The following is a 22,409-nucleotide window of genomic DNA, read 5'->3' on the forward strand; positions in this document are numbered from 1 at the left end:
CTTATCCTCGTAAAGGCTTCAAGGACCGGATTCTGTCAACAAAAGTATTTATGAAACCCTGAATTCTTTGAGCTTCGAGATCTATATCTGTCACTATCTCCAACCTTTCCTTTTCATATCCAAAAGCCTCAAGAACTTTCCTCAACATGTGTATACGTTTTTTTGCCTCCTCGTTACCGTCTTGAAAGTGACATTCGCCATCTGCGCAGCCAAAAAGTAAAACGCCGTCACTACCTGACTGGAACGCAAGTAGAATGTCTGTAGCCTCCACCTTACCTATACATAGAACCGGGATAAAGGCCTTTACATTTTTGATTTCCATTCTATCCGCTGCCGGACCCCATCCGAATTTGCATGCAAAACAGACGATCCCAGTACCTTTTTCTAACTTTAGAGCCTGCTCCACTGGATCTGGAACTATCTGCCTTGCCCCCGATGGACATGCGGCCACGCACATTCCGCAAGCTTTACAGAGTAAGGGATCGGTATATGAAATCTTTTTAAATCCAACCTCCCTCCCTTCGAATACTACCGGAACCTCCCTAAGCTGTGCAGTATGATAGTTGCAAGCCGTAACGCATATGCTACATCCGCTACAGAGATCTTCATCTACCTTTACCGTCGGTAATTCATCCTGCAGATTGACAGCCACACATGCTTTACAAGAGATACACGGTCCGCATTCGAGACACCTTCTAGCCTCTCTTATTGCTTCCTCAAGTGTGAAACCGATTTCAAACTCGTTAAAGTTCATTCTTTCTTCAATTCTTCTCCACTTTGGCTTTGGTTCAGGCTTAAATATGCGCCTATTGGGAGTTTTACTGGCCTCGTAAATTACCACCCATTTTGCAAGACTTACTCCTCTTAAGTACCTGTCTATGAAATCGGCCGCCTCACGACCTTCTGCCATGGCATCAACCATAAAGCCTATTCTCCTTACATCACCGCCAACGAAAACGTTTTTCTTCCTCAAACTCTGTCTCGTGATTGGATTTACAGAGAGTCTCCCTAGTTCGTCGAAAAGCCCTGCCTTGAGAAGCAAAGATCGGTCCGGCATCTGTCCTATCGAAATAAGGAGGACATCACCTTCAATTTCGATTATGTCATTCATATCGAATTTAGGATTGAACCCCTTTTCATCAAAAACAGAAACGCATCTTGGACACTCGATCTTTTTAAACTTGCCGTTTTCTCCGATTACAGATTTTACCCCTCTGGAATAAACTATCCTCACTCCCTCTTGTTCAGCACCCTCTATTTCTTCTTCATCGGCCGGTATGCCATCCTTCGATTTTTTATCCCACGTTTCAAGACAGACTATGGTAACCTCGCCACCTAGTCTTACCGCAGACCTTGCCACATCGAAAGCCACATTACCGCCACCGATAACTATGACCCTTTTTCCCTTGAAGTAGTCTGAGGGAAGGGACTCTTCAGAAAGCTTACTAAGAAAATTGATACCGTAATCGACGTTTTCGATTCCTTGCCATTCAACAGGGGTCGTCCCCAGTGTGAGCGGTCTAGGTTGTGGAGTTCCGGGAGCGATGAATATTGCTTTAAAACCCTGTGCTTCAAGTTCCTCCACAATAGATCCCTCGAACCTCACCTGTGTCTCAACCTTTATTCCGGCTATGCGGATGAGGTTGTCTATAGTTGCATCCAAAACAGTCTCTGGAAGCCTATACTTTGGAATATACCTTAGTGCTCCACCCAGCTTCTTCCTGGCTTCAAAAACAGTTACATCGTAGCCTTTCTTGCTCAATTCGTACGCACACATAAGACCTGCCGGACCCCCACCAAGAATCGCAACAGGCCCTTTATCCTTTCTTAACGATAAAGGTTTCTTTTCGTAAAGGTAGGGTATGTACCACTGAGCCAAAAATTTTTTAAGGAGCCTCCTTTTTATAGCTCCCCCTTTTAGTCTGTAATTACATTCACGCTCGCAGATTCCACAAACATAACCACAGACTGTAAAAAAAGGGTTCCTCTCGTAGAGGAAATCACCTATCTCGATCACTCCTTGCCTTGCCTTTTCTTCGTTTTCCGGAAGAAGGGATATCATGACATTCGTTCTCTGGATAGGTTCCTTTATGGGACACCTTATCTGGCATGGGGGTAAGATCTGCTGGACTGCAGCTTCTGCTTGGGCCTGCTCATCGGTCCTCAGTCTCCACATATTGTCCCTCCCTCTTTTTATTCGGAAGAGATTAAATGAAAAATTTCACAAAGTCAAGAGAAGAGAGGCATCAAAATTGAATGAAAACTTCCACCCAGAGGGGTGGAGGTTGAAATCAAAGATAATACGTCGGACACGGATTCTTTCGGAGATCGAAGCGGTCAAGATTCATAATCTTGTGCCATACGGCAACAAAATCGTTAACGAATTTTTCCTCTCCGTCCGAGCACGCGTAAACTTCAGCAATTGGTCTCAGCTCGGAATGGTGACCGAATATGAGATCTACCCTTGTGGCAGTCCACTTATGTGCGCCTGTCTTTCGGTCATAGCCGTAATATAAATATCCTTTTTCGTCCTTCCTCTCCCATCTCCATCTCATATCGAGCAAATTCACGAAGAAATCGTTACTTAATGTACCTACGTTTTCCGTTAGGACACCGTAATCGGTTTTACCGTAATTTGCTCCAAGCACCCTCATACCACCTAAAAGCACAACCATCTCCGGAACCGAAAGTGTCAAAAGATGAGCCTTGTCGACTAAAAGATACTCTGGAGAGTAAGATGTCTTCCCAGTAAAGTAATTCCGGAATCCACAGGCTACAGGCTCAATTGCCTTGTAAAACTCAACCTCTGTCTGTTCCTGGGTTGCATCGACCCTTCCTGGCGTAAAAGGGACTTTTACTTCGATCCCTGCTCTCTTTGCCGCCTCTTTTATGGCAACACATCCGCCAAGCACTATAAGGTCAGCCATCGAAATCTTCTTTTTTCCAGATCTAGAATTGAAATCCTCCATTATTGTTTCAAAAATGTTAAGAATCCTTTTTAGTTCTTGGGGATGGTTCACCTCCCAGCTGTTCATGGGATAAAGCCTTATGCGTCCTCCATTTGCGCCACCCCTTCTATCAGAACATCTAAATGTTGAGGCAGAGGACCAAGCAGTGTATACAAGCTCTGTTATGGTAAGCCCCTTTGCCAAAATTGCCTGAGAGAGAGCAAGCATGTCTTTTTCATCTATCAAATCGTAGTCCCTTTCTGGCAAAGGGTCCTGCCATACGAAAACTTCTTTTGGAACTTCTGGTCCCACATAGCACGAGAGCGGACCCATGTCTCTGTGGGTGAGTTTAAACCAGGCCTTTGCAAAAGCCCTCTCGAATTCATCCATATTTTCCATAAACCTTTTTGCGATCTTTGCATAGTCTGGATCGAACCTCAAAGCGAGATCACTTGTGAGCATAGTTGGCTTGTGTTTCTTTTGCGGATCGTAAGGATCGGGTATTATCTCCGGCGCATCTTTTGCAACCCACTGATACTTACCGGCAGGAGACTTGGTGAGCTCCCATTCGTAACGAAAAAGGATGTGTAAGAAAGCGTTGCTAAATTTTGTAGGTGTGGGGGACCATATAACCTCGAATCCGCTTGTATAAGTGTCCGGCCCCATACCGGTCTTAAAACTACATTTCCATCCAAGACCCTGCTCTTCGTAAGGTGAACTTTCGGGGTCGGGACCTAGAAAAGTCTCAGGACATGCTCCATGAGTCTTTCCAAAAGCATGGCCACCGGCTATCAAGGCAACCGTTTCTTCGTCATTCATGCCCATCTTCGTGAATATCTCCCTTATCTGCTTTGCGGAGGCGAGAGGATCCGGATTTCCCTCCGGACCTTCCGGGTTAACATATATCAAACCCATCTCTGTTGCTGCAAAGGGCCTTTCAACTTCACCTTCCTTTACACGTTTGTCGCCTTTTAACATCTCCTCTTCTGGCCCCCAGTCAGGACTCTCATCAGGTTCGTACATGTCGACCCTTCCTCCGGAAAATCCAAAAGTCTTTACCCCCATCGATTCTAATGCTACGTTTCCGGCAAGGATTATTAAATCGGCCCAGGAAATCCTACGCCCATACTTCTGTTTGATAGGCCAAAGAAGCCGTAATGCCTTATCTAGGTTTATGTTGTCGGGCCAATTTATCCTTGGAGGAAAACGGATCTGTCCTGTATTCGCTCCCCCCCTACCATCGAATACTCTATAGCTACCGGCACTGTGCCATGCGAGCCTGATCATAAGCCCGCCGTAATGTCCGAAATCTGCAGGCCACCACTCCTGAGAATTGCGAAGAGCTTCCTCAATGTCCTTCTTTACGGCTTGAAGATCAAGTTTTTCAAACTCGCTCACGTAGTCGAAATCAAAACCGTACGGGTTCGAACAAGGGCAATTCTGCCTAAGTATCTTCAAATTTAGCCTTTCTGGCCACCAATCTTGAATCCATCTTTTTCTTATGGTCTTCTCTTTCTCGTCCATGGTAAACTCCTTTTTAGAATTTTTTTAATTTATATTTTGTCCAGCCCACGTTGTCAATCTTTTTTTTGAAAAAACTTTCAACCTTCAGATAGGTGTTGTAAAATTTTGCAAATTATGAGAAGGACCAAAATCATAGCGACCTTAGGACCCTCATCGGAAGACCCGGAGAAGATAAAAGAGCTCATAGAGACAGGCGTTAATGTCTTTAGACTGAATTTTTCCCACGGAGATCAAAATTATCACAGGATCCTCTTTCAACGGGTAAGGTCGGTCGCCCAAACATTGAAGCTTCCAGTTGGGATACTACAGGACCTATCGGGCCCAAAGATAAGGGTATGTGAGGTGAAAAGACCATTTATGGTTCATAAGGGTGAGACTGTGGAGATAATAAAAAAGGAAGTAATTGGGGAAAAGAGAGACGGGATAGCGATAATTAGCATTGACAGACCTCAAATCCTAGAAGACCTAAAAGAAGGGGATACTGTCTGTCTCGCAGATGGTCAGATAAAGCTTACGGTGATTTCTAATCTTTTTGACCGGGTCCTCACACAGGTCGTTCAAGGAGGTACGATTTCATCTAGAAAGGGCGTTAACTTTCCAGGTGTGAGACTATCGATTCCGGCATTTACAGAAAAGGACAGAGATGACCTTATATTTGGATTGAGAATGGGAGTCGATTTCGTTGCTCTCTCATTTGTTAATAACAAAAACGACGTCATGGAGTGTAGGAAGGTGATCGAAGAGTTTGGCTCGGGTCAGCCGATTTTTTCAAAAATTGAGACAGAAAACGCATTAAAAGAGATAGACAGTATACTTGAGGTTTCCGATGGGATACTGATAGCGAGAGGTGACCTTGGAGTCGAGATCCCATTAGAGAGAGTACCTATCGAACAGAAAAGACTGGTGGAAAAAGCGAGAGCAAAGAACAAAATTGTGGTGGTCGCAACGCAGATGCTAAACTCGATGGTCCATTCCAGTGCCCCAACAAGGGCCGATATATCGGACATAGCCAACGCAGTATTGGATGGTGCCGATGCTCTTATGCTTTCGGACGAGACAGCAGTTGGTGAATTTCCTACTGAATCAGTTCGTATGATGGCGAAAACGATAAAGGAGGCTGAAAAAGTTTATCCTTACTTTCAACAGATATTTGACGAAGAATCCCCAGATTATGCCATAGCGAAAAGTAGCTGCATATTGGCCAAAGAGATCAAAGCATCTGCAATTGTAGTCTTCACAAAGAGTGGAAGCTCAGCTTTCAGGGTTGCCAAGTTTAGACCAAGAACGCCAATCGTTGCAAATGTACATGACCCGGAAATCCTAAATAGGCTCACGGTTATTTGGGGTGTAAAACCGTACATGGTTCTATCTGGTATAGATGATCCTTCGCGAATGGTAGAAGAATTTTTGTCCCAAGCGCATAAAGACAGTTTTATTAAAGGCGAAGAAACTATCGTTCTTACTATGGGTTATCCAGTAGGAAAGGTCGGTTCAACCAGTCTTATCCGAGTCCTTAGGCCAGACCAGATAAGAGAGACTCTGCAACGTAAAATCGAGTTTTCCGCTTAAAAGCAGAGCTTTTGCCCTTTTTATGTCTTCCTTAACCTCTTCGATTTTGTCCGGGTTTCTTAAAAGGAACGAAGGATGGTATGTGGGGATAACCTTTATCCCACAAAAATCTCTTAGCTCCCCCCTAACTTTGGTTATCCTTTCTTCGCAATCGAATATGGTGTTATAAGCGTACCTTCCGAGGGTAACCAGTACTTTAGGCCTTACGAAAGCTATTTGGAGGAACAGATACTCCCTACACTGTTCTATCTCATCTTTTTCCGGGTCCCTATTATCCGGAGGCCTGCACTTTAGGACGTTACATATGTACACTTCCGACCTTCTCAGCCCAACATCCTCGATGAGTTGAGTAAGAAGCCTTCCTGCCTTACCGACAAATGGTCTTCCTTCTCTGTCCTCTTCTTCGCCAGGAGCCTCCCCTACAAACATTAGCTCCGCGTTCCAGTTTCCCTCTCCGAAAACGACGTGCGTACGGGTTAAAGAGAGACGACATCTTTTACAGTCATGCACTCTCTTGGAAAGACTGAGCAGATCTATGCCTTCTTCAAGGAAGACTTTTTTTATTCCCATCGTTTCTAAAGACGAAAGAAAACGGAGAGCTTCAGGAAAGGTATTCATCGGGAATAGTTTTAACCTTCATTTCTTTTTCAAGGACATAGGCGACCTTGAGCAAAGTTTCTTCCTCCAGAGGACGGCCAATAAGCTGAAGTCCAATGGGAAGATTTTCCGAATCGAAACCGCATGGCAAAGACATAGCTGGAAGCCCTGCCAGATTAGCAGGGATTGTAAAGATGTCAGAAAGATACATCTTTAAGGGGTCATGTATCTTTTCTCCTAATTTGAAGGCGGTTGTAGGAGAAGTGGGGGTCACAATCACATCACAGACTCTAAATGCATCTTGAAAATCTCTGCGTATAAGTGTTCTTACCTTCGATGCCTTTTTATAGTAAGCATCATAATAACCGGTGGACAGAACATAAGTTCCAAGGATTATCCTTCTTTTCACTTCCTTCCCAAAACCCTTAAGCCTAGTCTTTTTGTACATCTCCACTATGTCTTTTCCTTCAATCCTTAACCCGTACTTAACACCGTCATACCTTGCAAGATTGGAAGAGGCTTCAGCTGTGCAAATTATGTAATAGGTGGCGAGCGCATATTTTGTATGGGGAAGGCTTATCTCATCGACTTTTGCGCCTAAGTCATAAAGTAGCTTTATAGCATTGGTAGTAGCCTCCTTCACATCCCGATCTATCCCCTCTGTGAAATACTCCTTTGGAATTCCTATCCTCAACCCCTTTATATCTTGTCCAAGGAAGGAAAAATAGTCGGGTGGGGAAAACGGAAGGGATGTGGAATCGTAGGGGTCATAGCCGGCGATTATTTCGAGAAGAATAGCAAGATCAGTGACATTTCTCGCCATAGGACCTATCTGGTCTAAGGAGGATGCAAACGCAATAAGACCGTATCTCGATACTGCTCCGTACGTGGGTTTGAGGCCAAAAATTCCACAAAATGAGGCAGGCTGCCTTATAGAACCTCCTGTATCAGTACCTAAAGAAGCGACACATAGCCCCGTTGCCACAGCGGCAGAGGAACCGCCGCTTGAACCCCCAGGAGTCCTATCCTTTTTCCATGGATTTCTAGTAATTTGAAACGCGGAATTCTCAGTAGAAGACCCCATCGCAAATTCATCCATGTTGAGTTTTCCGAGAAGAACACAGCCTTCCTCCTTAAGCCTCTTTATCACCGTTGCATCATAGGGTGGGATGAATCCTTTAAGGATCTTAGAAGCGCAGGTAGTTTCGATCCCTTTTGTGCAGATGATGTCCTTTACCGCTAAAGGAATCCCTAAGATCTTTCCATCTTCCCCTTTTTTTATCCTTCTGTCCGCCTCCTCGGCCATGGCTATAGCCGTGCCTTCTGTAATTTCGATGTACGAACCTATCTCGCCGTCGTATTTCGCTATTCTTTCTAGAAAGAAACGGGTTAGTTCTGAGGAAGTGAATTCCTTCTTTTTCAATCGTTCCCTTATTTCTTTTATCGTCATCCCTAAAATTTCATTCACTTTAGGCTAGGCCTCCGTTTCTATCACTGGGGGAACTTTAAAGAAGGGTCCCATCCTCTGAGGAGCGTTCATCATAGTTTCTTCCTGGGCCAGAGAAGGTCCTCTTTGATCTTCCCTCAGCGAAAGTTTTAATTCGATTGCGTGGGATGTGGGTTCTATGCCGTCAGTGTTGAGCTCATTTAATTGATCCATGTACTTTAAAATTGTGTCGAGCTGGTAGGTGAACTCGCTTATCTCTTCCTTTGTGAGTTCTATCCGGCTTAGATGGGCAAGGTATTTCACCGTTTCTTCATTTATCTTCGTCTTCATCTTATAGCCTCTAAGCGTTTTCTTCCTATGGCGAGTTTCGATCTTTTGTTTCTTAGCTCCTCCAAAGTCTCTTTGTTCTTTTCTATCACTTCCGGAGGTGCCTTTTCGAGGAAATCTTTGTTGTTGAGCTTTTTAAATACTTTTTCGAGCTCTTCGTCCAGTCTTTTCATCTCTTTTTCGATCCTTGAAATCTCCTTGTCAACATCGATAATGTCGGTAAGGGGTATATAGATCTCCACGTCATCCACTACTTCGATTGCGCATTTTTCTTGGATTTCTTCTTCGACAAAAAATACGTTTCTGAGCTTGGCAAGTTCCATAACGTACGGCACGTAAAGCTTTAAAAGTTCTTCCTTATCTTTAGCTTTTATGTGCGCGTCGATCTTCACATTTGGCTGGATATTTACTTCTCCCCGTATCCTTCTTATGGCATCTATCGTTTCTATTATCACAGACATCTTTCTTTCCGCTTCTTCATCCATTAATGATTCGTCCGCTTTAGGATAGCTATCTATCATTATGCTTTCTTTTTCCTTATGAGGGAGCATCTGATAGATCTCCTCAGTGATAAAAGGCATAAAAGGATGAAGGAGTTTGAGGATCGAACGAAATGTAAAAAAAAGCGTTAACCTTGTCTTTTTGGAGTCGAATACGGAGACTCTTCCGTAAAGGTTCGGTTTTATAAGCTCCAAATACCAGTCACAGAACTCGTGCCAAATAAAATCGTAAAGGGCTATCGATGCCTCATTGAAATGGTAGCTTTCTAAAGCGTCCGTCACTCTTTTTATCACCTTTACGAGTCTCGTTACTATCCATCTGTCTGGCAAGAAAGTCGAATCGTTCCTGAAGCTTCCTTCTTCAAAAAAGTCCATACCTTCAAGGAAAGGAAGGGAAAGTCTTGCAGCATTCCAGATCTTGTTTACAAAATTTCTGGACCCTTCTATTCTCTCAGTGGAAAGTAAGATATCCCTTCCTTGCGAAGTAAGCATAGCTAAAGTAAATCTAAAGGCGTCGCATCCATATTTCTCTATCATTATAAGGGGATCTATCACGTTTCCTCTCGATTTGCTCATCTTCTTTCCTTCGGCATCCCTTACTAAAGCGTGTATGTAGACTTCCCTAAAAGGGACATCCCCCATAAATTTGAGGCCCATCATAATCATTCGGGCAACCCAGAAAAAGAGAATATCGAACCCGGTAACGAGAAGGGATGTGGGATAAAAGATCTCTAAGTCTTTAGTCTTTTTAGGCCATCCAAGTGTTGAAAAAGGCCAGAGAGCCGAAGAAAACCAGGTATCCAGAACATCCTCATCCTGAATAAGTCTTTGACCACAAGATTCGCATAGCTCCAAATCTTCCCTGGATACGTAAGTTTTTTCACACATCTTACAATACCAGACGGGTAACCTGTGTCCCCACCATATCTGTCTAGATATACACCAGTCTTTTATGTTATTCATCCAGTCAAAGTAAACCTTCTCCCACATCTCAGGTATTATCCTTACCCTTTTACTTCTGACAACCTCAATTGCTGGCTCCGCAAGAGGTTTCATTTTCACAAACCACTGGAGTGAGAGAGAAGGCTCAACTACGGTTTTACACCTGTAACACTTTCCCAAAACCAAAGAATAAGGTTCCTGCTTTTCAAAGAGATTCCTTTTTTTGAGTTCTTCCAAGAGTAATCTTCTACATTCAAATCTGTCAAGACCCGCAAATAAGAAAGCGTTTTCATTCATACGGCCATCTTCATCAATGACCTTTATCTGTGGCAGGTTGTGTTTTTTTCCTATCTCAAAATCGTAAAAGTCATGGGCAGGCGTGACCTTCAAAACTCCAGTACCGAAATTAGGATCCACGTGAGGATCCGCAATTATTGGAATCTTTCTCTCAGCAATGGGGAGAACGGCGAAACTTCCAACGTACTTTTTGTATCTTGCATCTTCGGGATTCACGGCTACTGCCGTATCACCCAACATTGTCTCCGGTCTTGTTGTGGCAACTACTAGAAATTCGGCTCCCCTTTCAAGAGGGTACCTTACGTAGTACAAAAAACCTTTCTCTTCTTCATGTTCGACCTCCAAATCTGAAAGGGCCGTTTTGCATCTGGGGCACCAGTTTATTATGTAATACCCTCTGTATATTAGACCCTCTTCATAAAGCCGGACAAAGACTTCTCTTACAGCCCTGGAGAGGCCTTCGTCCATTGTGAACCTTTCCCTTGTCCAGTCAAGAGAACACCCAAGCTTCATAAGCTGTTCCATTATCGTCCTTCCGTACTTCTCCTTCCACTCCCAGACCCTCTTTAAAAATCCATCCCTTCCTAAATCCTCCCTTTTTAGGTTTTCCTTTGCTAGTTCCCTTTCTACCACATTCTGTGTCGCTATTCCCGCATGGTCAGTGCCAGGAAGCCAAAGGGTATTGAATCCGGCCATTCTTTTGTAACGGACAACTATATCCTGCAAAGTGTTATTGAGAGCATGCCCCATATGGAGGGAACCAGTCACGTTAGGTGGTGGAATGACAATAGAGAACGGTTTTAACTCTGAGTCAGTTTTGGCAGTAAAGTACCCCTTATCCAGCCAGAACTTATACCATTTTTCCTCCACATTTTTAGGATTGTAGACTTTTTCGAGCATAAGTCACTCCCTAAGGTTCGAATTATAGAGGAATCTTCCATGGCAAGGGAAGGAATATCTTCTCAAAAAGGTAAAAGGCATATCTATCGGTCATGCCCGATATAAAATCGACCACACACTTTTCCGGTTCGTCATAAAAGTCAGGCTTGTTTATCTCTTTGAGAAACACATCCGGATGCTTAAGGAAATAGAAGTAAAGATCCTCAATTATTCTCGCACACTTCTCGAAATCACCGTGGACAACATCGTTTTCGTATACCCTTTCGTAAAGAAAATCTCTTAGCTTGTATATGTGGTACGTGAGTTCCTCGCTCATAGATATCATTAGATTCTCTGTCTTTAAAGTCTCCTCTATAACACCTCTCACCATCGTGTCTATCCTTTTTGAACTGGTCCTTCCCAAGAATTTAACCGAATCTTCTGGAAGGTCTTCTTCGCGAATAACATTGCCCCTTAAAGCGTCATCTATGTCGTGGTTTATATAGGCTATGACATCTGCCACTCGGACTATCTCAGCCTCTTTTGTGAGTGGTTTCTCATCCGACTCTTTTGGAATTACTTCTCCCTTTCCTTTGGAATGCTTTAGAATTCCGTCTCTTACTTCGTACGTCAAATTGAGTCCCCGGCCGTCCTTTTCCAACATATCTACGACCCTTAAACTCTGTTCATTGTGCCGGAAACCCCCTTTGTGTATCCTATTTAAAACTTCTTCTCCTGCATGTCCGAAAGGCGTATGACCTAGATCATGGCCCAGACAAATGGCCTCCACAAGATCCTCGTTTAAAGACAGAGATTTTGCTATGGTTCTGGCGATTTGTGCCACTTCAAGCGTGTGAGTTAATCTCGTTCTGTAGTGGTCACCCTGAGGGGAAAGAAAGACTTGGGTCTTGTGCTTTAATCTTCTGAAAGCCTTGCTGTGTATAATTCTGTCCCTATCATGCTGGAAAGCGGGCCTTATGTCGCATTCTGGCTCCGGTTTGAGCCTTCCTCGAGAATTTTTGCTCTTCTGAGCAAAGGGAGAAAGAAGAATCTCCTCTTTCTGCTCAAGGAGTTCCCTTATTTTCACAAAAAGCTAATCTATCACAATAACATTTTTTATTTCAAGAAACGTACCTCAAAATCCACGGTCTCCTAACAATCCGAGGCTAAAAAACTAAGGTAAGCCTTCTTGTTCCTGCTCAAAATTTAAAAACGTGATATATTATTTAACGACGGGGGGTTATAGTAATCGGTTTAGAAACTCATCGATTCTATATTCAATCCTTACGAAGGTTGACTTTCACGCTAGTTGGATTCTTGGAAAGGTTTGCTATCCCGTAAGATGGCTTATTGGAAAACCATAAGGGGCAAATCTAGCCTAAATACAAAACTGCAATGGGGCTCAAAGAGCTTTTAGAAAAGTATAGAAAACAGGTAATTGAAGAGTGGATAGCAAGACTAAAGCGGGAAGTTAGTGAAAGATACAAAGAAAGACCTTACGAGGAACTTTCCATCACTGTGAGCGCAGCATATGATGCAAGCACCTACGTTCTCCTTTTCAACGATTATTCAAAAATCAACTGCCACATCGAATGGATTACCCGTGCAAGGCTACATGGGGGCTTTACGCTCTCTGAGGTCCAGCACGCTTACGAATTGATCCGCGAGATTCTAACCCCCATATTCCTTGACAATCTCCAAGGGGAGGAATTGAAAGAGGCTCTCATCAAACTAAACAGGTGCACTTTTTACACAATTACGCAATTTAGTAGAAATTTTCAGTCCCTTCACGAAAGTAAAATTAGAGAACACGCCCAGAACCTGGAAAGGATGGTTGAGGCAAGGACAAAAGAGCTTACTGAATCTGAAGCAAAGTACAGGACACTGGTCGAGGACATAAACGACGGCTATTTTGTGAATCAGGGTGGAATAATAGTGTTCGCAAATAAAGCATACTGCGACATGCACGGATACGATATTTCAGAGGTTGTCGGAAAATCGTACTACGAGTTCATTGCTGAAGAATCCCTCGAATTTGTAAAGAGCCTTTACGATGAAAGGATAAAAAAGGGGGAGGCTCCCGAATTATACGTTTACTTAAGAAAACATAAGGATGGTAGATGTTACCCAACGGAGAACAAGGTTAAGATAATAACTTACGACGGTCAAATGGCGGTTGCGGGTATATGTAGGGACATAACGGAAAGGGTTGAGATGGAAAAAAAGATAAGGGAAACCGAAAACTTGGCCCAAATAGGGAGGCTTACAACATCTTTGGCGCACGAAATAAGGAATCCGTTATCCTCTGTAAAGCTCAACATACAGATCTTAAAGAGGAATGCTTTTCTAGACGGTAACGACAGAAGAAGGATAGAGATCGTATTGAACGAGATAACCAAGCTCGAAAGGATTCTCACGGAGATGCTAGACTTCGCAAGACCTATAAAGCTTAACGTTGAAAAGGCGGATATAAATCGGATTGTGGAGTCGAGCATTGAGGTAATAGAGGTGAGAGCTAAAGAGAAGAAAATCCGTATCAAAAAGCTCTACTCGGCGAAACTTCCACAACTCAATCTCGATAAGGATAAGATAGAACAAGCTCTCATCAACATACTTTTAAATTCAATCGACGTACTCGACGGCGGGGGAGTCATAACCGTTGCCACTAGGAAGGCAAATAAAAACGGGGGTGTTATTGTAGATATCTACGACAATGGTCCAGGAATCGACAAAGATTCTCTCCCTTTCATCTTTGATCCTTTTTTCAGTAATAAGAAAAAAGGCACAGGTCTCGGTCTTTTCAACGTGAAACGGATAGTTGAAGCACACGGTGGAAAGGTTGAAGTCTACCCTGGAAAGCGAAAGGGAGCCCATTTTTCGATATTCCTACCTTAAAAGGATGACATGCCATGAGGCACAAAATTCTAATAATCGACGATGAGGATGCCATACTTGAATCCCTTGACATGTACTTTACCGAAAGGGGCTACTCTGTTATGTGTGCTAAAAACGCGGCCGAGGGTTACGAAAGTGCGGTCAAGTTCGATCCTGATGTGATAATTCTCGACGTGAGACTTCCTGACGACGACGGTCTCCAGCTCTTAACGAGACTTAAAGACAAGAACAGAGATGTACATGTGATAATCATTACGGCCTTCCATGATATGGAAACGACTATAAAAGCGGTCAAAAAAGGTGCTTACGAGTATATACCTAAGCCTATAGATATTGAAGAGTTGGATCGAGCTGTCTCTAAAGCGTTAAGACTGGAAGACGCGCTAAACGAGAAGGATGGGTTAATTATTAGAAATCCATCAGCCCACGAGAGAGGCAAGATCATTGGAAAAAGCAAAGCGATGAAAGAGATTTTCAAGGCAATAGGAATACTATCGGAAAATAGGGTCACAGTTCTAATAGAAGGAGAAACTGGAACGGGAAAGGAGTTAATCGCTCAGGCTATCCACTACAACAGTCCTTTCAGAGATCACCCTTTTATACCGATTAACTGCTCTGCAATAGTGGGAACACTTCTCGAAAGCGAACTTTTTGGCCATGAAAAAGGAGCATTTACCGGAGCCCATTGCACGAAGAGAGGAAAGTTCGAACTTGCCGGAGATGGAACTATATTTTTGGATGAGGTAAGTGAGATACCTTATGAGCTTCAGGCAAAGCTTTTGCGATTCCTTCAAGAAAAAGAGTTTGAAAGAGTGGGAGGAGAAAAAACACTAAAATCTAACGCACGGGTCATAGCCGCCTCTAATAGGCCTCTCTCACAACTCGTGAAAGAGGGAAAATTCAGGGAGGACCTATACTACCGGCTGTCAGTGGCAAAGATTTACGTTCCTCCGCTAAGAGAAAGAAAATCCGACATTCCTTTACTTGTAGAATATCTTATAGGAAGGCTCAACCTGGAGTTGAAAAGACAGATAAAAAAGGTTGAAGAAAAAGCGATTGAGAGGATGATGGAATACCATTGGCCAGGTAATGTAAGGGAGCTCGAAAACGTGCTAACTAGGGCAGCGATTGAAGTAAGGGGTGAGGTGATAACCGAGGAACATATTCTTCCGCTTTTGGAGGCTAGGGATACTCCAAAGAAAGAGGAAATGGAAAGCCTTATGAGTTTAAGTACTGTGGAAAAGCAGCATATAAAGAAAGTTCTCGAATGTGTTGGATGGCATTTTGGAAAGGCATGTGAGATTTTAGGAATCTCTAGACCATCCCTTAGAAGAAAGATAAGGGAATACGGTATTGAGAGGCGTAATTAAAAGGCTGGCATCCTCATTGCAATTCTTATCTTTGTGAAAACGTTAAAAGAGGTAAAAAGAGAATACATCTTAAAGGTTCTTCGAACAACGGGCTGGGACATAAAGAGGGCAAGTGAGATACTAAAGGTCAATGAAAGATATCTAAGGAGGGAGATTGAAAGGATAAGCCGTGATGAAAAAATGTTTCAAGAGTTGAAAGATTTTTTCAAAAAACCCTAATCTGGAGAGGAAAGAAACAAAGGTATTAATGTGCCGGCTCCTAAGCTATTCTGGCACGAAAGATGCTTAAATAAAAACAAAAACCTAAAGGGGGTTACCATGAAAAGGTTTCTAATCACGATCCTTGGTATTTTTCTATTGACTTTTTACTCCTCCACCCTGCTTTGTTCTGAAAAGCCGATAGTTATTGGTTCTCCACTTGCTACCGCGTTCCTTTACGGATGGGTTGCGGAACGGGGGATTAAGCTTGCAGTTGAAGAGATAAATGCCAAAGGTGGGGTAAATGTTGGCGGTGTGAGGAGACCTTTCAAAGTCGAAGTTATAGATACGAGAGATTTGGAACCAGGGGTTCCGGTAAGTGAAGCTCTCCTTGCGGTAGAAAAACTGATCCTTGAAAAGAAGGTGGACTTTTTGATCGGAGGCCCTGTGAGATCGGAGGCAGCACTTGCAGCAATGGATATAGTGAGCAAGTACAAAAAGATAAGCATAATAACCACTGGCGTTTTAAGTCCGGCTCTCACCCAAAGGGTTGCTGAAAATTACGAAAAGTACAAATACACCTTCAGAAACACAAACCATGTGGGAAACATGATGAAGGAATTCATAACGTTCTTGGATGAGATCCAAAAGCCTTTTGGATTAAAAAGTGCCTACATTATGGTTCAGGATGTAGAGCATGCAAGAAGAGGCGGTGAAGCGATGAAAAAAGCATTGACAGAAAAAGGCTGGGAAGTGATAGACATGAAGATTTACCCAACAGGAACAACGGATTACTCGGTTGGACTTGCAGATGCTAAGGCAAAAGGTGCCGATATTCTCTTTTTATGGATGGATATGCCGGAAAGTGCCATCCTTCTGAAACAGTGGTCAGACTTAAAGATGAAAGCCCTTCCTATAGGTTTTGTATGCGCTGCGGAACAGCCCGGTTTCTGGAAGGCCACAGGTGGAAGGGGTGAATATCTTATCGTAAATGTGGTCAACGGAGGGAACGTTCCCGGCAACATAACACCCTGGACAATGAAGTTTGTGGAAGCTTACAAGAAAAGATGGGGATTGGAACCGGAAGGGTATGGAACCTCTTCCTCCTATATGGCTGTTTACCAGTTAAAAGAAGCCATAGAGAAAGCGAAAAGTCTTGATACGGACAAGGTGATAGCTGCCCTTGAGGAGCTTGACATAATGGGTGTTTACGGAAGAATGAGGTTCGATAAGAAAACACATCAGATTATCCCCTCATTCGATCCTAAGGAGGGGGCTGTAACTTGCATATTCCAGTGGCAGCAGGGAAACAGAGTCCAGGTTTTTCCTCCTAAAGTTGCCCAAGGCAAGGTGATGTTACCACCGTGGGTGAAAAAGTAAGGGGATAATATGCACGTTTTAGTCTACGGTGTGATAAATAGCGTCACTTTAGCCCTTATATCACTTGGGTTCACTTTAGTTTACAGCATAAGCAGGGTGCCGAACTTCGCTCATGGTGCTCTGTATGTGACAACTGGCTACATAGTCTGGTTATTTCTAAATAAAGTCCCGAAAATTCCCTACCTTTTGGCTATCGTATTAGCCATTCTTATAACAGGAGCGATCGGTGCCCTAATCTACAGATTCATCTTGGTGAGAATAAGGGGTATGGAGATATCGGAAATCATAGCCACCTACGCTATCGGCGTTGCAATCCTTGAAGGGCTGAGATGGGGCGGTCTTAGGGGAATGACGTTCACGCTCCCCGTTTTTTTTGGCGGGTCGTTTGAAATATTGGGGGTCACAGTAGACTATCAGAGGATGATAGTTGTCATATGCGGGGTTTTGGTCTTTTTGTTTTTGTATTTCTTCACACACCACACAAGGATAGGGCTTGCCCTAAGGGGAATAGCTCAGGACGAGCGGGCTGCGATGATGCTTGGGATCGATTCTGACATGACTGCCATTTTGGCTTTGGCAATCGGTTCTGCCCTGGCGGGTCTATCTGCCCTTCTCCTTTTACCTCTAGGGAACATAATCGTTGAAGCCGGTTATAGCGTTCTTATATTCGCAGTTGCAGTATGCGTCATAGGGGGCCTTGGAAGCCTTTTCGGAACTGTAGTTGCATCCTTTATAATCGGTTTTGCGCAAATTCTTACAGACAAATTCCTTTCGACCCACTATCAGATGGTCGTTGCACTTTTGGCAATAATAGTTACGCTTATTGTCAAACCATCGGGGCTTTTTGGAAAGCAGAAAGAACTGGAGGAGCGGGTTTAAGATGGAACAGTTAAGAAAAGAGAGGATTGATAGGAGTCTCAAAGTTAGAACCGAGGGCATCTACGCGATATCCTCCCTGGAAGAGATCCTATACCTTGTAGGACCGAGGCTCATTTTTGTTGTTGGGGTGCTCATCCTTCCTATATTTCTTGAAGCAGCTCCTTACTGGAAAAGAGTGATAAACATAATGTGTGCATATGCTATATTGGCTTTGAGCTTCGATTTTTTAGCAAATTTTGTAGGTCTTGTCTGTCTGGGAGGCGCCCTATTTACAGGAGTTGGCGGGTATTTTGCAGCCATATATAACCATTACCTTTCCCTTCCAATCTATTTATCGATTCTTCTTGCGACTTTGAGCGGGGCCTTCTTCTGTACTTTGGTTCTTCTTCCGGCTTTGCCATTGAGAGGAGTCTATTTCGCCATTGTGACCCTCATGTATCCGCTCCTTTTTTCAAGAATAATAGAGGCCCTAAACATACTTGGCGGTACGAACGGTATATCGGGATTAGGGAGTTTTCCGAGCCCTAACGTGGAACACTACCTTGTGATTCTGACTCTGCTTTTTTTCCTGTTCGGTCTTAGAAGATTTGTAAATGAAGATATAGGGCTTGTGTTTCGAGGGGTAAAGGACAATGACCAAGCCGTTAGGGCATCCGGGATAAATGTTACTACGATAAAAATATATGCGGTCTTTATCGCCTCTTTTATGGGTTGTTTTTCTGGAGCCTACATAGCCCATATGTACATGTGGGCAGGTCTTTCACTTTTTGCGCTTGACTTCTCAGTAATTCCTATTGCTTCCACTGTGATAGGGGGTGGGGGAACCCTAATTGGGGCAGTACTTGGCAGTTTTATCCTTGTTCCCCTTTCGGAGATCTTGAGAGCCGCAGGCACCCTTCGAATAGTCATCTACTGTGTGCTGCTGACCCTATTTATAGTGATCAAAAGTGAAGGACTTATGAACTATCTCCAGAGGAAGTACCATCAGTTCGAAAGGTGGGTGAAAGTATGAGCGAAGAAGTGATACTTTCCGTCAAAGATCTTTCGAAGTCTTTTGGGGGGTTGAAGGCCCTTATAGATGTATGTTTTGAAGTGAGAAAAGGTGAAATATTCGGAATCATAGGTCCCAACGGGTCCGGAAAGACAACCCTTATTAACTGTATAACGGGCTTTATCAAACCAGACTCCGGCAAGGTTTATTTCAAAGGGAAGGATATAACAGGCCTCAAACCGCATAAGATAGCCCACATGGGAATAGCCAGAACTTTTCAAATCATGAGACCATACTATTCCCTTCCAGCCTACAAGAATCTCATAGTACCGCTTTGGTCACCGAGGGCAAAAAAACTTGGGGGTTGGAGGGGCGGTGGAAGACATGGGGATAGAGATACGGTTGCTGTCGACATTCTAGAAGAGATAGGCTTTGAGAGGGATTCTAGAGTTCCTTATAAGCTTGCCTCCACACTCCCTACAGGATACCAAAAGAGACTGGAGCTTGCCCGTTGCATAGCCTTAAGACCAGAAATTATCTTTTGTGACGAGGTTTTTTCCGGTTTGAGTATGAGCGAAATAGCGGGGATGATCCCCATCCTCGAAAAGATGAAGATGGAGGGTATAACTTTGATAATGGTGGAGCATAGGCTTAGAGAACTCTTTAGAGTTGCGGATAGGGTGATGGCTTTGAACTTTGGTGAAAAGATAGCGGAGGGAGATCCACATGATGTGATTGAGGATAAAAGGGTAAAAGAGGCCTATCTGGGAAGCGAAACTATCTAGTACAGATTAGAGGGTCAAGATATGTTAGAGGCAAAAGAGCTTATGGTTTTTTATGAAAACATGTTGGCTCTGAACAACGTAAGCTTAAAGTGCGAAGAAGGGAGTATAGTTGGAGTTTTCGGCTCGAACAGTGCTGGCAAAAGCACTCTCATGTATACGCTTTCAGGGATAATCCTCGACATAAAGTTCAAGGAAGAGATGAAGGGTGGGGAGAGGATATCAGTCTTTGGCAGTATCATATTTGATGGCATGGATATAACCTTTATGAAACCCCACGAGAGGGCAAGGCATGGAATAATCCTCTGTCCCGAAAGAAGAAGGATATTTCCTGAAAGCACTGTACTTGAAAATCTTCTCATAGGTTCTTATCTGGCAAGAAAGCAGAGACGTGAAAATTTGGAGTACGTCCTGACCCTCTTTCCAAGACTGAAGGACCATCTAAAAAGACAAGGAGGGTTTTTGAGTGGGGGCGAACAGCAGATGCTCGCTATCGGAAGGTCACTTATGGCAAATCCCAAGTTACTCCTTCTCGATGAGCCTCTTTTGGGTCTTAGCCCCGCCTATCAGGAGATAGTTGTCAGGGGGATAAAACAGATAAGGGATACGAAAAGAATAAGCATAATAGTGACCGAACAGTATGCAAGACCCGTGACTCCCATAATAGACTACGGCTACATTTTGGAAAACGGTTCGAGTGTCCTTTCTGGAACTAAGGAGGAGTTACTGGAAAATCCGGATGTTAAATCGGCGTATTTTGGGGTATAGGGGGGATCATTATGCGGGAGTTTACTTTCACAGGCTTTGAGGAGAGTGCAAAAAAATACGGTTCGAATGTAGCTCTCATCTATCTAGGTGAGAAGTTTACCTACGCACAGCTAAAAAGGCTGATAGACAAGTGCGCATCGGGTCTTTTCAAACTGGGGGTAAAACCGGATGATAGGGTGATGCTGTATCTTCCAAATACTCCCCAGTGGGTCATAGCGAATTACGCAATAAATAAGATAGGAGCCTGTGTTGTACCAGTGTCCCCGATTTACACTGCATACGAGATAGAATACATGATAAAGGATGCCGGTATAGAGACAGTCATATGTTTGGATACGAATTTTGTATACGTAAAGGAAGTGATGGAAAGAACTAACATCAAAAGGGTACTTGTAACGACCCTTGTCGATTTTGTCCCTTTTTGGAAAAAAGCGATTGGCTACCTTTTTAACAAAATACCCTCCGGAAAAGTCGAAAGATCCGAAAGAGTTTATTCTTTAAAGAGGGTTATACTAGAGGGCGAAAACGATCCCCCAAAGGTTGCCATAGATCCTGACAAAGATTTAGCCTACATAATGTACACAGGCGGAACGACTGGATTTCCAAAAGGTGTTCCCGGGAATCACACAGGAGAGGTCACATACGTCAGGAATATAATGGAGGAAGTACTCAGAGGATACATAGATGAGGGAAGGGATAGGATTTTAATGGTTAATCCTCTTTTTCACATAATGGCTAAAGGATTCGCGATAGCCTTCGGATTCAACTTTGGAAACACCGTCGTACTTATGCCTTTTCCTGAGATTGATCCTATCCTTAAAGCGATAGAAAGATATAAAATAAGGTGGATGCTGGGAGTACCTGCCCTTTACAGAATGATTCTCGAAAATGACAGGCTCGACCAGTATGATTTGAGTTCCTTAAAATACTGTTTTTGCGGTGGAGATGTCCTTCCGGTGGAAGTTTTCAGGAAATGGAGGGAAAAATACGGAATATTTATTTACCAGGTTTATGGTTCTACAGAGGCGGGCCATGTCACGTATAGTCGTTTAGATAAAGAGCCGAAACCGACGGTGGTGGGAACCCCTCTAAGCTCAAGAAAGTGTGTCGTCGTTGATAGCGAAACCTTAGAAAAACTACCCTCAGGAGAGGTCGGTGAACTTCTTGTCACTTCCCCCTACACGATAAAAGAGTATCTCAACAAACCTGAAGAGACTCGAAGATCGTACGTAACTCTAAATGGCGAGATTTACTACAGAATGGGTGATTACGTAAGGATGAATGAGGATGGAGAGATCGAGTTCGTTGAAAGGACAGCAGATATCATAAAATACAAGGGTTACAGGGTTTCTGCTTCTGAGGTTGAGGCTGTGCTCCAGGATCATCCAACCGTAATAGGGGCATGCGTTGTCGGTGTCCCTGATCCGAAGGTGGGAGAAAGGATAAAAGCTATAGTGGTGCTCAAGGAGGACGCGAAAGGTATTGGTAGCGCGGAACTCATAAAATGGTGCAGGGAAAGACTCGCCCCTTATAAGGTTCCACAGTACATAGAGTTTAGAGACATGCTTCCCAAGTCCAAAGTGGGAAAGCTTTTACGGAGAGAGATAAGGGACGAAGAAAGAAGAAAAATGGAAAAGGAAAAAAGGAAGAAGAGTGCTTAAGTTCCTTTCCCATCGGAGATCATAAATTTAGCTTCCCCTTCAGCAATTACATTCGAGTTTTCATCTCGAATAACAGCCTGTGCCTCGATGAGCCTTGATCTCACGATCTTCGCATAAGAAGTGACGAGAAGCTTTTCACCAGTGCGGACAGGTCTTTTAAATCTGACCTCCATTCGCGCCGTGTAAGCTTTGACACCTAAGGACAAAGTGGCATAAGCACAAGCTTCGTCAATTATCGCAGAGATTATTCCACCGTGCACTATCCCCTTGTAACCCTGATATTCTTTATCGATCGTGATAGTAGCCTCTGCGTGACCATTTTCATATTTGAACTCCGCTTTTAAGCCTTTTGGGTTACTCTTTCCACATATGAAGCAGTAATCATCTAAAATGAGCATTTCCACTCTCACCCCTTTTTCTTTTTTACCTGATTACTCTATTTTAGTGCCATTAAA

The 22,409-nt window shown here is 43.5% G+C and carries 18 protein-coding genes; 10 read left to right on the plus strand and 8 right to left on the minus strand.

The window, feature by feature from the left end; translation table 11 throughout:
* Window position 1: 1 nt before the first annotated feature.
* Window positions 2-2,176: an FAD-dependent oxidoreductase gene (locus NZ583_03640; GenBank protein MCS7280705.1), complete on the minus strand. Its 2,175-nt coding sequence runs from the start codon at window positions 2,174-2,176 to the stop codon at window positions 2-4.
* Window positions 2,177-2,291: 115 nt separating this feature from the next.
* Window positions 2,292-4,472 (minus strand): catalase/peroxidase HPI, encoded by a 2,181-nt coding sequence (gene katG, locus NZ583_03645; protein MCS7280706.1) that lies wholly within the window; start codon window positions 4,470-4,472, stop codon window positions 2,292-2,294.
* A gap of 114 nt (window positions 4,473-4,586) precedes the next feature.
* Between katG and pyk the strand changes: the two genes are divergently transcribed.
* Window positions 4,587-6,041, plus strand: coding sequence for a pyruvate kinase (gene pyk / locus NZ583_03650; GenBank protein MCS7280707.1), 1,455 nt, complete (start codon window positions 4,587-4,589; stop codon window positions 6,039-6,041).
* Here the strand turns inward: pyk and NZ583_03655 are convergent.
* Genes NZ583_03655 through NZ583_03675 form a run of 5 tightly spaced genes read right to left on the minus strand, consistent with a single transcriptional unit; the run spans window position 5,964 to window position 12,117 of the window.
* Window positions 5,964-6,659, minus strand: a complete 696-nt coding sequence (locus tag NZ583_03655; protein MCS7280708.1) for a uracil-DNA glycosylase — start codon at window positions 6,657-6,659, stop codon at window positions 5,964-5,966. The genes pyk and NZ583_03655 overlap by 78 nt on opposite strands.
* On the minus strand, window positions 6,643-8,088 hold the full coding sequence (gene gatA / locus NZ583_03660; protein ID MCS7280709.1) for an Asp-tRNA(Asn)/Glu-tRNA(Gln) amidotransferase subunit GatA: 1,446 nt from the start codon (window positions 8,086-8,088) through the stop codon (window positions 6,643-6,645). Before gatA ends, NZ583_03655 begins: the two co-directional genes overlap by 17 nt.
* Before the next feature lie 24 nt (window positions 8,089-8,112).
* Window positions 8,113-8,415, minus strand: a complete 303-nt coding sequence (gene gatC, locus NZ583_03665; GenBank protein ID MCS7280710.1) for an Asp-tRNA(Asn)/Glu-tRNA(Gln) amidotransferase subunit GatC — start codon at window positions 8,413-8,415, stop codon at window positions 8,113-8,115.
* Complete coding sequence (locus tag NZ583_03670; GenBank protein ID MCS7280711.1) at window positions 8,412-11,051, minus strand: valine--tRNA ligase; 2,640 nt, start codon at window positions 11,049-11,051, stop codon at window positions 8,412-8,414. Before NZ583_03670 ends, gatC begins: the two co-directional genes overlap by 4 nt.
* Before the next feature lie 22 nt (window positions 11,052-11,073).
* Window positions 11,074-12,117 carry a deoxyguanosinetriphosphate triphosphohydrolase gene (locus tag NZ583_03675; protein ID MCS7280712.1) on the minus strand — a complete coding sequence of 348 codons (1,044 nt, stop codon included), beginning with the start codon at window positions 12,115-12,117 and terminating at the stop codon, window positions 11,074-11,076.
* 308 nt (window positions 12,118-12,425) lie between these two features.
* Between NZ583_03675 and NZ583_03680 the strand changes: the two genes are divergently transcribed.
* From NZ583_03680 to NZ583_03720, 9 genes are all read left to right on the plus strand, one after another.
* Window positions 12,426-13,925 (plus strand): PAS domain S-box protein, encoded by a 1,500-nt coding sequence (locus tag NZ583_03680; protein ID MCS7280713.1) that lies wholly within the window; start codon window positions 12,426-12,428, stop codon window positions 13,923-13,925.
* 14 nt (window positions 13,926-13,939) lie between these two features.
* Window positions 13,940-15,295, plus strand: a complete 1,356-nt coding sequence (locus tag NZ583_03685; GenBank protein MCS7280714.1) for a sigma-54 dependent transcriptional regulator — start codon at window positions 13,940-13,942, stop codon at window positions 15,293-15,295.
* A gap of 33 nt (window positions 15,296-15,328) precedes the next feature.
* Window positions 15,329-15,514 carry a helix-turn-helix domain-containing protein gene (locus NZ583_03690; protein MCS7280715.1) on the plus strand — a complete coding sequence of 62 codons (186 nt, stop codon included), beginning with the start codon at window positions 15,329-15,331 and terminating at the stop codon, window positions 15,512-15,514.
* Between the two features lie 99 nt (window positions 15,515-15,613).
* Window positions 15,614-16,873 (plus strand): ABC transporter substrate-binding protein, encoded by a 1,260-nt coding sequence (locus tag NZ583_03695; protein ID MCS7280716.1) that lies wholly within the window; start codon window positions 15,614-15,616, stop codon window positions 16,871-16,873.
* A gap of 9 nt (window positions 16,874-16,882) precedes the next feature.
* Window positions 16,883-17,752, plus strand: a complete 870-nt coding sequence (locus tag NZ583_03700) for a branched-chain amino acid ABC transporter permease (protein MCS7280717.1) — start codon at window positions 16,883-16,885, stop codon at window positions 17,750-17,752.
* 1 nt (window position 17,753) lies between these two features.
* A complete protein-coding gene (locus NZ583_03705; GenBank protein ID MCS7280718.1) occupies window positions 17,754-18,764 on the plus strand; it encodes a branched-chain amino acid ABC transporter permease in 1,011 nt (336 codons plus the stop codon).
* Window positions 18,761-19,528, plus strand: a complete 768-nt coding sequence (locus tag NZ583_03710) for an ABC transporter ATP-binding protein (GenBank protein ID MCS7280719.1) — start codon at window positions 18,761-18,763, stop codon at window positions 19,526-19,528. Before NZ583_03705 ends, NZ583_03710 begins: the two co-directional genes overlap by 4 nt.
* A gap of 21 nt (window positions 19,529-19,549) precedes the next feature.
* Window positions 19,550-20,293 (plus strand): ABC transporter ATP-binding protein, encoded by a 744-nt coding sequence (locus tag NZ583_03715; GenBank protein MCS7280720.1) that lies wholly within the window; start codon window positions 19,550-19,552, stop codon window positions 20,291-20,293.
* Between the two features lie 11 nt (window positions 20,294-20,304).
* On the plus strand, window positions 20,305-21,954 hold the full coding sequence (locus tag NZ583_03720) for an AMP-binding protein (protein ID MCS7280721.1): 1,650 nt from the start codon (window positions 20,305-20,307) through the stop codon (window positions 21,952-21,954).
* Here the strand turns inward: NZ583_03720 and NZ583_03725 are convergent.
* Window positions 21,951-22,352, minus strand: coding sequence for a PaaI family thioesterase (locus NZ583_03725; GenBank protein ID MCS7280722.1), 402 nt, complete (start codon window positions 22,350-22,352; stop codon window positions 21,951-21,953). The two genes, NZ583_03720 and NZ583_03725, sit on opposite strands and share 4 nt — an antisense overlap.
* Window positions 22,353-22,409 lie beyond the last annotated feature (57 nt).

This window comes from Thermodesulfobacteriota bacterium (assembly GCA_025062045.1).
In the GTDB taxonomy this organism is placed as follows: domain Bacteria; phylum Desulfobacterota; class Syntrophorhabdia; order Syntrophorhabdales; family JANXAF01; genus JANXAF01.

Coding starts and splice junctions, on each gene's coding strand:
- katG (MCS7280706.1), bottom strand. CDS start 4,472: ATGGACGAGAAAGAGAAGACCATAAGAAAAAGATGGATTCAAGATTGG.
- NZ583_03720 (MCS7280721.1), top strand. CDS start 20,305: ATGCGGGAGTTTACTTTCACAGGCTTTGAGGAGAGTGCAAAAAAATAC.
- NZ583_03705 (MCS7280718.1), top strand. CDS start 17,754: ATGGAACAGTTAAGAAAAGAGAGGATTGATAGGAGTCTCAAAGTTAGA.
- NZ583_03715 (MCS7280720.1), top strand. CDS start 19,550: ATGTTAGAGGCAAAAGAGCTTATGGTTTTTTATGAAAACATGTTGGCT.
- NZ583_03725 (MCS7280722.1), bottom strand. CDS start 22,352: ATGCTCATTTTAGATGATTACTGCTTCATATGTGGAAAGAGTAACCCA.
- NZ583_03680 (MCS7280713.1), top strand. CDS start 12,426: ATGGGGCTCAAAGAGCTTTTAGAAAAGTATAGAAAACAGGTAATTGAA.
- pyk (MCS7280707.1), top strand. CDS start 4,587: ATGAGAAGGACCAAAATCATAGCGACCTTAGGACCCTCATCGGAAGAC.
- gatA (MCS7280709.1), bottom strand. CDS start 8,088: ATGACGATAAAAGAAATAAGGGAACGATTGAAAAAGAAGGAATTCACT.
- NZ583_03685 (MCS7280714.1), top strand. CDS start 13,940: ATGAGGCACAAAATTCTAATAATCGACGATGAGGATGCCATACTTGAA.
- gatC (MCS7280710.1), bottom strand. CDS start 8,415: ATGAAGACGAAGATAAATGAAGAAACGGTGAAATACCTTGCCCATCTA.
- NZ583_03655 (MCS7280708.1), bottom strand. CDS start 6,659: ATGAATACCTTTCCTGAAGCTCTCCGTTTTCTTTCGTCTTTAGAAACG.
- NZ583_03710 (MCS7280719.1), top strand. CDS start 18,761: ATGAGCGAAGAAGTGATACTTTCCGTCAAAGATCTTTCGAAGTCTTTT.
- NZ583_03640 (MCS7280705.1), bottom strand. CDS start 2,176: ATGTGGAGACTGAGGACCGATGAGCAGGCCCAAGCAGAAGCTGCAGTC.
- NZ583_03700 (MCS7280717.1), top strand. CDS start 16,883: ATGCACGTTTTAGTCTACGGTGTGATAAATAGCGTCACTTTAGCCCTT.
- NZ583_03695 (MCS7280716.1), top strand. CDS start 15,614: ATGAAAAGGTTTCTAATCACGATCCTTGGTATTTTTCTATTGACTTTT.
- NZ583_03670 (MCS7280711.1), bottom strand. CDS start 11,051: ATGCTCGAAAAAGTCTACAATCCTAAAAATGTGGAGGAAAAATGGTAT.